This is a genomic window from Micromonospora sp. KC213, assembly GCF_004348325.1.
Lineage (GTDB): Bacteria > Actinomycetota > Actinomycetes > Mycobacteriales > Micromonosporaceae > Micromonospora.
Genome location: NZ_SMKF01000204.1, coordinates 1 through 8,959 on the forward strand (window position 1 = coordinate 1; position 8,959 = coordinate 8,959).

General features: G+C 64.4%; 7 protein-coding genes and 2 pseudogenes. 4 read left to right on the top strand and 5 right to left on the bottom strand.

Annotated features, from left to right (window positions below):
- Nucleotides 1-368: 368 nt before the first annotated feature.
- Nucleotides 369-983: a TetR/AcrR family transcriptional regulator gene (locus tag E1166_RS26920; RefSeq protein ID WP_132264135.1), complete on the bottom strand. Its 615-nt coding sequence runs from the start codon at nt 981-983 to the stop codon at nt 369-371.
- 63 nt (nt 984-1,046) lie between these two features.
- On the opposite strand from E1166_RS26920, the gene E1166_RS26925 reads away from it, so the two are divergent.
- On the top strand, nt 1,047-1,454 hold the full coding sequence (locus E1166_RS26925; protein WP_132264132.1) for a RidA family protein: 408 nt from the start codon (nt 1,047-1,049) through the stop codon (nt 1,452-1,454).
- A gap of 24 nt (nt 1,455-1,478) precedes the next feature.
- On the opposite strand, the gene E1166_RS26930 is transcribed toward E1166_RS26925, so the two are convergent.
- Both E1166_RS26930 and E1166_RS26935 read right to left on the bottom strand, forming a co-directional pair.
- Nucleotides 1,479-2,084, bottom strand: coding sequence for an IS630 family transposase (locus E1166_RS26930; RefSeq protein ID WP_132264130.1), 606 nt, complete (start codon nt 2,082-2,084; stop codon nt 1,479-1,481).
- The gene (locus tag E1166_RS26935; protein WP_132264128.1) at nt 1,997-2,551 is read right to left on the bottom strand and encodes a winged helix-turn-helix domain-containing protein; all 555 of its coding nucleotides are present in this window, start codon (nt 2,549-2,551) and stop codon (nt 1,997-1,999) included. Before E1166_RS26935 ends, E1166_RS26930 begins: the two co-directional genes overlap by 88 nt.
- On the opposite strand from E1166_RS26935, the gene E1166_RS32595 reads away from it, so the two are divergent.
- Complete coding sequence (locus tag E1166_RS32595) at nt 2,526-3,983, top strand: family 43 glycosylhydrolase (protein ID WP_165944438.1); 1,458 nt, start codon at nt 2,526-2,528, stop codon at nt 3,981-3,983. The two genes, E1166_RS26935 and E1166_RS32595, sit on opposite strands and share 26 nt — an antisense overlap.
- A 45-nt stretch (nt 3,984-4,028) precedes the next feature.
- Here E1166_RS32595 and E1166_RS32315 read toward each other — a convergent pair.
- Together E1166_RS32315 and E1166_RS26950 are read right to left on the bottom strand one after the other, a co-directional pair.
- A pseudogene (locus E1166_RS32315) lies at nt 4,029-4,177 on the bottom strand (IS21 family transposase); the annotation flags it as partial.
- A gap of 357 nt (nt 4,178-4,534) precedes the next feature.
- A pseudogene (locus E1166_RS26950) lies at nt 4,535-5,316 on the bottom strand (transposase family protein).
- 288 nt (nt 5,317-5,604) lie between these two features.
- Between E1166_RS26950 and E1166_RS26955 the strand changes: the two are divergent.
- Nucleotides 5,605-6,135 (top strand): ATP-binding protein, encoded by a 531-nt coding sequence (locus tag E1166_RS26955; RefSeq protein WP_243710534.1) that lies wholly within the window; start codon nt 5,605-5,607, stop codon nt 6,133-6,135.
- Nucleotides 6,136-6,365: 230 nt separating this feature from the next.
- On the top strand, nt 6,366-8,959 hold a 2,594-nt coding region (locus tag E1166_RS26960; RefSeq protein WP_165944439.1), incomplete at its 3' end, for an AMP-binding protein.

Below are 8,959 nucleotides of genomic sequence, written 5' to 3' on the forward strand. Positions count from 1 at the left end.
CGCCGACAGCTCAGGCCGCTTCTTCCGTCCGGTCTGGTCGTTCAGTGTCGCGGTCATCACGGCACCCTCCTCACCAGGCACAACGCCCGGCAGGTCAGGCCGGAAACACCGTTAGATCCACACTCCCGCGCAACAAGCAGAGAGGTGGATGAACGTGACAAGTGTGCGGCTTGCGGGCCGGTCTCGTTGGCGTGTCGGCGTTGTTCTAGGCGCTGCCGCTACAGAGGTTGAAAGACTGGGGTTTGTCGACGTGACTTTCCGGAGTACGAGGTATCCGGCTGCGAGCGGCATGAGCGCCGCAGCCCGAGCTTCTGCATGAGGGCCCGGGCTCAGGGTTGTCCATGGGGTCGTAGGCGTACCTAAGTCTGTCATACGTCGATCTCGCTCCAACCGAGCGTGACTGATCGCCGGCAGCGTTCGGGCTCGTCACCGTTGCTGATGTAGACCGCGGTGAGAATCGGTGCGCCGTGCGCGAACGCCTCGATGGGCAGCGGACCGGCGGTGATCAGGGAGGTCAGGCCATGCCCGATTGCCCAGCTCTGCGTGGCGAGCACGAGTGGGTCGATCTCGGGACGGAACCGCCCTGCGGCTTTGGCTCGATTGATGGTGTGTACGAGGTGGTGCAGGGTCTCGTCGGCCTGGGCCGGGTCTTCGAGCTTGAATCCGTCGTCGAACATGACCCGGTAGAGATCGGGGTCGGCTACGGCGGTGGAGACGTAGGCCGCTCCCAGTGCGGTCAGGTCACGGACCGGGTCGTCGGTCTGGGTGACCCTGCGGAGACGGTTCGCCAGGCGCCGGAAGCCCTCCTGGCGTAGTGCTCCCCACAGCCCGTCCATGCCGCCGAAATACGTGTAGACCGTCATGGTCGACATCCCGGTTCCGGCGACCAGGGAGCGGAGGGTGACCGGCTCCCGTACCCGGAGCATGTGGGCCGCCCGGGTGATGAGCATGGTGCGGACTTCCGGGTCCTTCGGTCTTGGCATGCCTGGCACGATACATAGCGCTGCTATGGTACGGCAGGATCGACTCGACAATGAGGAGTGCGCATGGCCGTCACGTTGTTCAACCCGGACGGGTTGCCGAAGCCCGATGTGTATCGGCAGGTCGCGATTGCCGAGGGATCTCGGCTGGTGTTCCTGGCCGGTCAGGTCGCCCGCGACGCCGACGGCAACCCGGTGGGTGCCGGCGACTTCGCCGCACAGGTGGAGCAGGCCTACCTCAACGTGGGCCGGGCGTTGACCGAGGTCGGTGGCTCGTTCGATGACGTGGCCAAGCTGACGATCTACGTGGTCGACTGGAGCCCGGAGAAGTATCCACTGCTCGGTGAGGGCGTCGCCCGCGCTGCCGCGAAACTGGGCGTGGATCCGGTCAAGCCGATCACGCTGCTGGGTGTCTGCGCGCTGGGCGAGCCGGATCTCATGGTCGAGGTCGAGGCGACTGCCGTTCTGGACTGACGTCGGCGGCTCGGGAAGAGGCCGTCATAGCGGTTCGGGGTCGAGGGTCATGCCGGTGTTGGCGAAGAAGCCGGCGAGGAGGTCGGTCTGTTGTTGGCAGGCGCGTAGCCGTCGTTTGACCAGTTCGGCAAGGTGGTCAACGCCGTGGGCGGCGATGTTGGTCAGGCCGCGTTTCATCCAGCGCCAGACGCCCTCGGTCGGGTTGAGATCCGGTGCGTACGACGGCAGCCGGATCACGGTCAGCCACGGCCGGGCCGCGATCAGGGCGTGCATGCGGCGGCTGACGTGGGTGTTGAGGTTGTCCCAGATCAGCACGATCGGCGCGTGTAACCGCTGGTGGGCCTGGTCGAGGAAGGCGATGTAGTCGTCCTCGCTGAAACTGCCGCGTTCGCCCTTGCGGCCACGATGCAGCTTCGTGCGCCACATCAGCCGGCCGCGTTCACCGGGCTTGAGACAGACCAGGCCGGCGACCGACACCCGGCCGGAGCCCTTGCCGGAGACCTCGACCACCGGCGTCCGGCCGCGCCGGGCCCAGGTCTTGCTCACCGGCGGTCGCAGGACCTGACCCGCCTCGTCCTGGAAGCAGATCCAGGCACCCTGCGCCGCCGCCAACCTCTTACCGACGGCCACCGCCTGCGATGCCAGCTCGCGATCGCCTCCCGGTCCCGTTCGATCGCTCGGCGGGTTGGAACCTGCTGGCTGTAGCCCATGCGATGCAGCAGGTAGGACACCCCGCGCAGGGTGTAGGAGACGCCGAAGCAGCGTTCGATCAGCTCCGCCACCCGCGCGAGAGTCCAGCGGGCGTCGTCCCAGCCGTGCACGAGCGGCCCGTCATCAAGCATCTCGGCGAGTTGTTTTTGCTGGTCGGCAGAGAGTTTGCAGTCCGAGCCACCCGGTCCAGTCGACGCGAGGGCGTCCGCCCCTCCTGCCGCCCATCTCCTCCGCCAGTCCCGCACCGACTTCTCAGTGACCCGCAGTTCAGAAGCGATCTGCGTGGTCGATCGAGATTCCTCGAACATGCCCGCAGCCTGGATCCGGACCTTCTCCCGCCGGACCCGGGCTGCCGCATTCATGCCACCGCCAGCCGGATACCTCATTCCTCCGACCTATCGAACTCATCGACCTCAATCACGGAGCCACGCCGACGGAAGTCAGCCTTTCAACCTCTGTAGCGTGGTCGCCGCCGGGGCGGCTGTCGGTTTGCCGGAGGCGTCGGCCGCGACAACGCGGTATGAGGCGGAGACCTCCCCGGCCACCTGTGAGGGGACGATCGACTCGGATTGGTCCGGGTATTCCGGGAGCGGGTTTTGTAACACGACCAATGCGACCGGGGCTGCCGTGCAGTTCACGGTGAACGTTGCCACGGCCGGCAGTGTCACGCTAGGGATCCGGTTTGCCAACGGCACCACCACCCGACCGGCGAGCCTGGCGGTCAACGGGACCACGGTGCAGACGCCGTCGTTCGAGGGTACCGGTGCGTGGAGCACGTGGGTCACCAAAAACCTTACCGTGAACGCGAATGCGGGCAGCAACACGATCCGGTTGGCGGCGACCACGTCGAATGGTCTGCCCAATGTAGACCATCTCGAGGTCGGTGCTGGCGGCCCGACGTTCACCAACCCGGTGGTGGGTCCCCCGAACAGCGCCGACCCGACCTTGGTGTTCCACAACGGGTTCTACTACTACGTCGCCACGACCTGGACCGCCAACGTGGTGATGCGCCGCTCAGCCACGATTGCCGGGCTCCGTACGGCGGCAGAGCAGGTAGTCGTCCGTACCGGCGGGAACACGATGTGGGCCCCGCACTTGGAGCTCATCGACAACCGGTGGTACCTGTACTACTCCGTCGAACAAGGCGACCTGCCCCGGCGTACGCATGTCGCCGAAAGCGCCGGAGCCGACCCGCTCGGCCCGTACACCATCCGCGGGATCCTCAACCTGATGCCCAACAACGGCTGGGCCATCGACGCGGCCCCGATCCGGCTGAACAACACCCTGTACATGACGTTCTCGGCGTTCGGCTCGGACAGGTTGCAGTCACTGTTCATCGCACCGATGACGAACCCGTGGACAGCCGCCGCGTTCGGGAGCCGGATCTCGGCCCCGACCCTGGCCTGGGAACGGCAGGAGGGGGCCGTCAACGAAGGGTCGTTCCTGTTGCAACACAATGGTCGCACGTTCCTGACCTACTCGGCCAGCTACTGCGGCGGACCGAACTACAAGATCGGCATGCTGGAATACCGGGGCGGTGACCCACTGGCCGCCGGTTCCTGGACGAAGTTCCCCAACCCGATTTTCCAGCGCAACGACGCGAACGGGGTCTACGGCCCCGGCCACCACTCGTTCTTCACCTCACCTGATGGCATCGAGACCTGGATCGCCTACCACGCCAACAGCTCGGCGTCGCAGGGCTGCGGTACGACGCGTACCACCCGGGTACAAAAAGTCTCCTGGAACGCTGACGGCACACCGAACCTCGGTACGCCGGTGCGGACCGGTGTCGCCCTCCCCGTACCGTCCGGGGAGTAACCCTCCGCAAACCCTTGACGGCAGGTCGTCGGGAGTTGGCGGCGACGCTCGCTGATACTTTGGCGGCCCATCAGAACGCACCGCCCGACGCACCTGTTCTTCGAGATCCCCAGCATCCGCGCCATCGCCTTGATCGGCATCTGCTCCGCCCGATGAAGGCGGCGGATCTCAGCCCAGTCTGCCACTGTGATCACACCCTTCCTCCGGCCCGCCAAACGAGCCAGTCCCGGAAGGGGTCACCATTCATCCGCCGATAGGGGGTCCGAGTTCAGGCTAGACGTTGCCGCGTTGCGCTGAGCACGCATCCGACAGCCCACTCGGAAGGTCCGCCACCGATCCTCCCGCCTGGAGTGGGCTACCGGGTCAACCCTGGCATGGGACACGAGGGGCCCTCACCGAAGGGGCCGCTGCGTGGGCTCGTCCTCCGTGCCGTCGCCGTGTGGCAGCAGACGGCGCTACCGGTCGACGGCGAGCAGGACGGGCGGGGGAATCGGTCCGGCCAAAGGATGTCTCGTAACTGGGTGAGGCGCTGCCGGGTAACGGTGCTGGTGTCATCCGGTGAGGATGCTGTGGAGGTGGGCGATGCCGGAGGCGGTGTCGGTCAATGTGTGGGCGGCGTGGCGGTAGTCGCGCAGGATCTGAAGCACTTCATGGGGGCCAGGGCGTGTTCGACCTGGGCACGGACGGTGCGGTGCTGCTTGTTGAGGTCCGCCTTCCAGTCGGGTAGGTCGCTGCCGTCGGCGGGTTTGCGGTACGGATGATCACTTTGGGGTTGCCGCGGTGGGCGCCGTCGGCCATGACCGGTCGTCCCGCGAGTTTCTGGTCGATGCCGCTGGTGCGGTAGACGATGGTGTCGTTGCGGTTGCCGGGTTGCCGGGTTGCCAGTCGCCGAGGGCGACGACGAGGCGGGTGTGGCGTCGATGGCGACCTGCAGGTTCGTGCTGTGGCGGTAGTTCTTGCTCGGAGCGGCCAGGAGGTGGTTCCGGGTCGGGATGAGGGTGCCGTCGACGATGGTGATCTGGTCGACCCGACGCCGTCGCCCCGGGGCCAGGGCGAGCAGGGGGTTGAGGGTGTCGATGACCCGGTGGGCGGCGGAGTGCGACACCCCGAACAGCGGGCCGATCTGCCGCATGGTCAGGTTCGTGCGCCAGTACGCGGCGACCAGCAGCACCCGGTCGGCGAGGTCGACAGACCGCTGCCGGCCCGGCCAGCCGGCGGCGATAGCGTCCCCGCCACGCTCAGCGACCGGCCGGACCAGCCTGCGGAACTGGGCGGGCTGCAGCCCGGTGATCGCGAAGATCCACTCCGAGCGGGACGCCGAGATCACCTCCACCCCGACATGATTCACCATGGACGCACAAGCGAGTTACGAGACGTCCCTTAGGACAAGCCTGGCCCGGTGTGGACGCGGGCGAGGGGCTGCGGGGCAGCCGACGCGGTGGGCGTACCGCACGCAGGTAGAGCCAGGGCCAGCAGCGAGGACAGCCGTCGGTACATAGTCGGAGTCCCTTGTGCCCGGTCGGACCTTTGCTGGGTATGCCTACCTCGATAAGTTGCTTGGGTGCGGATGGCGTCACCGTTGGCCTCCGTATTGATCTTCGGCAACTGATTGGGGCAGGTCGTGGATGACGGGACGATCATTCCCTCCCGAGACGACGACATGGTGCGGTCAGTCGGCCGCAGGTTCATCGATCTAGGGTTCGGCCAGAGCGGCTCGGTGCTTGTACCGGGCAGCTGGGCGTGGACCCAGGTAACCGTGAGGGAGCTGTTCCGCGCCTACAACGAGCGTCCCGACGAGGGCTGGCCCACCGCGCTGATCGAGGGGGTCGCGGAGCCTACCGACTGCGCTAGTGACAGCAACAGCCGTGGGAGGGAAGCCTCACGCGCTGTGGCTGCGCTGCCGCCGGCCATCGACAACCTCGCCAATCGCCTGAACCTGCCTCGAGGTTGGTTGCAGATGCTGCTCGATCTGTGGCAGGAACGATCCCAGGTGGTGCTCTTCGGCCCACCCGGCACCGGGAAGACGTTCATTGCCCAAGCGGTCGCCAGGCACGTCGCCGAACGGGACGCCATTCGTCTGGTCCAGTTCCATCCCTCGTACGCCTCATTGATGACCATGGAGTTGCAGCCCGTGAATCGGCCCTCAAGATGAGCGAAGCTGGACAAGCTGATCGGTTGAACAACAACTCTGGAACAAGCACCCATCACTCTTGCGTTATCGTAGGTAGCGGATCTTTTGCGATCCATTGCGCAACGCGCCTTCGCCATGCGGGGTACGGGATTCGAGCCGTACTCGCTTACGACCAGCTTTTTGAGAACTGGGCCAGTGCTGAAGGTGTCCAACTCCTGAGCTCAATTTCTAGCTTGGATCGACTGCTTTCCATGGAAAGAGTGGGTTGGCTATTCTCGATCGTCAATCCACAAGTCTTGCCCGCATCATTGCTTGCGCGCGTGTCGATAGGTGCGATCAACTATCACGATAGCCCGTTACCGCGCTATGCTGGCAGGCATTCGACTTCTTGGGCGATATTGTCGGGGGAGACGCGACATGGTGTCACTTGGCATCGCATGATTGGCGCGGTCGATGCGGGCGACATTCTTGTCCAGCGTCACTTCGAAATATCGGATGATGACACCGCGCTCAGCTTGAACCTCAGATGCTATCAGGAGGCTGAAGAAGCCTTCGAGGATCTGCTCTCTGGGCTCAACACCGACGGCCTGATAGGCCTTCCCCAACATCCCGAAGACCGGATGTTTTCCTCTCGCTACAGGCGCCCGGAAGCCGCCGGATTTCTTCGCTGGGATCACGCGGCGCAAGACGCCTCCAGGATGGTCCGGGCGATGGATTATGGCGCTGAGCGCCTGAATCCTTTGACGTGCGCGAAGATCTACCATCCCCAGTTGGCCGTGTGTGTCGGCCGGCTGGAAGTGCTGGGAGAAAGATCAGGAGCCTCGCCAGGCACCGTGCTTGAAATCACTGAAGACGGCTGGCGGATCACAACAAGTAGTGAAGATGTTGTTGTCAGTGGGCTGTCGAAGGTTGGACGCGCCGAGGCAGATCCGCTCGCTCTAGCAAGCGACCTTTGTATCAAGGTCGGCGACAGGTTGCCCGTCCTGGGCGATGTTGAAAGCAGTGTATTAAGAGATGCGCATCAAAAACTGGCAGCCCAGGAAGAATTCTGGGTGGGACGCTTGGAGCGTTTCAGTTCGTTGCAACAGCCGTTCCGTAGCCGGAGTGACCTGCATGAAGAACGCTGCTTCGAAGCCACAGCGTGGGAACGCTGCCCGGAACTGGATGACGCAGATCCCACTGCGCGGATTGATCATCTCCTAGCAAGTCTGGCGATATATCTCGCACGCGCATGCATGCTGTCGGAGGTCCAACTTGCTTGGGATTCCGGCATAAGCTCACGGCTGCTTTCGCCTGTGTTGGCCCGCCTCGTCCCGATGAATGTCGAGATCAATCTCGATCGTCGCTTCGACGAGATCGCTGCCGTGATTCATTCTGAACGGGAAACCCTGCACAGGAACGGCACATATCCGCTCGACCTAGTGGATCGCTGTCCGCAGTTGGGTGCGGATCAACTGCTGCGAAGTGCTCACCCTTGGTCCGTAGCAGCCAGTGTGATCACCGTGGAGGAAGCAGGCGGCCAAGACGATTTTGACGCCGCCTGCGCGCTCGGCAGATCTCTCACCATGCAAATACGGGAAGGGGACGGGGCCGTTCGATGGATCTACGATACGGCCATCCTTGATCCCGGTCAGGTGGAATATCTGGTCCGTCACTTTTTCGCGCTCGCCAGCGCCGGGTGCAGCCCCAGTCATAGATTGCGACCTGTCGGCCGCCTCGATTTGGTGGGTCCGCGGGAGCGCCGTCTTCTGCTGCAGGAGTGGAATGACACGGCGGTTGCCTTTGCTGATGAGGCGTGCGTGCATGAGATGTTCGAGGCTCAGGTGGCCCGGTCGCCTGACGCGGTGGCGTTGGTCTACGAGGGTGGTGAGGTCAGTTACCGTGAGTTGAATGTGCGGGCGAATCGTTTGGCCCACCGGTTGATCGAGTTCGGGGTGCGTCCTGACACGCGGGTCGGGATTTGCGTGGAGCGGTCGCCGTTGATGATCGTTGCGCTGTTGGGGGTGTTGAAGGCGGGCGGAGCTTATGTGCCGCTGGATCCTGCCTATCCCGTGGAGCGTCTCGCCTTGATGGTTTCGGACAGCGATCCCTTGGTCGTGCTCGCCGACGCGAACACGGCCGGGCTTGTCGGGGCGATGCTGGAAGACGAGGGCGCGGCCTGCCGGGTGCTTGATCTGACTGTCGTGGAGCTAGCTGGTGGGTTGGAGGTCAACCCGGACCGCTTTGCGCTCGGGCTGACCCCCAGCCACCTGGCCTACGTCATCTACACCTCCGGCTCAACCGGAACACCCAAAGGCGTCATGATTGAACACCGGGCCTTGGTTGCCGACGTGGAAGATGGCATTGCCCGGTTCGGGATCAGTTCCGCCGACCGGGTTTTGCAGTTGGCGAGCGTCAGTTTCGACACGTCTGCGGAGCAGGTTTTCCTGGCGCTGTCGGCGGGCGCGACGCTGGTTGTTCGTGGCAACGAGATCTGGGGCGGGGACCAGCTTATCGAGATCATGCGACGCTTCTCGGTCTCCGTTGCCAATTTCACGCCCGCGTACCTTGCCGGAACGTTCGTGCAGGACCTGAACCGGCTGCCTGCGCTGCGCGTGGTTTCTGTGGGCGGCGAGGCGCTGCCAAGCGGAGTGTTCAGCCCGGGCGGGCGAAACTTTGACGTCTTCAACGTGTATGGCCCGACTGAAGCGGCGGTGTCGTCGTGCGCCTATCTGCTGGAGGAGGGGGAGGCCTCTTTCAGGGGTGCGAGCGTCCCGATTGGTCGTCCGATGGCGAACACGCGGGTTTATGTGGTCGACGTTCATGGGGGGTTGTGTCCTGTTGGGGTGGCCGGGGAGTTGTGGAT

Coding starts and splice junctions, on each gene's coding strand:
- E1166_RS26925 (WP_132264132.1), top strand. CDS start 1,047: ATGGCCGTCACGTTGTTCAACCCGGACGGGTTGCCGAAGCCCGATGTG.
- E1166_RS32595 (WP_165944438.1), top strand. CDS start 2,526: ATGCCACCGCCAGCCGGATACCTCATTCCTCCGACCTATCGAACTCAT.
- E1166_RS26920 (WP_132264135.1), bottom strand. CDS start 983: ATGCCAAGACCGAAGGACCCGGAAGTCCGCACCATGCTCATCACCCGG.
- E1166_RS26935 (WP_132264128.1), bottom strand. CDS start 2,551: ATGAGGTATCCGGCTGGCGGTGGCATGAATGCGGCAGCCCGGGTCCGG.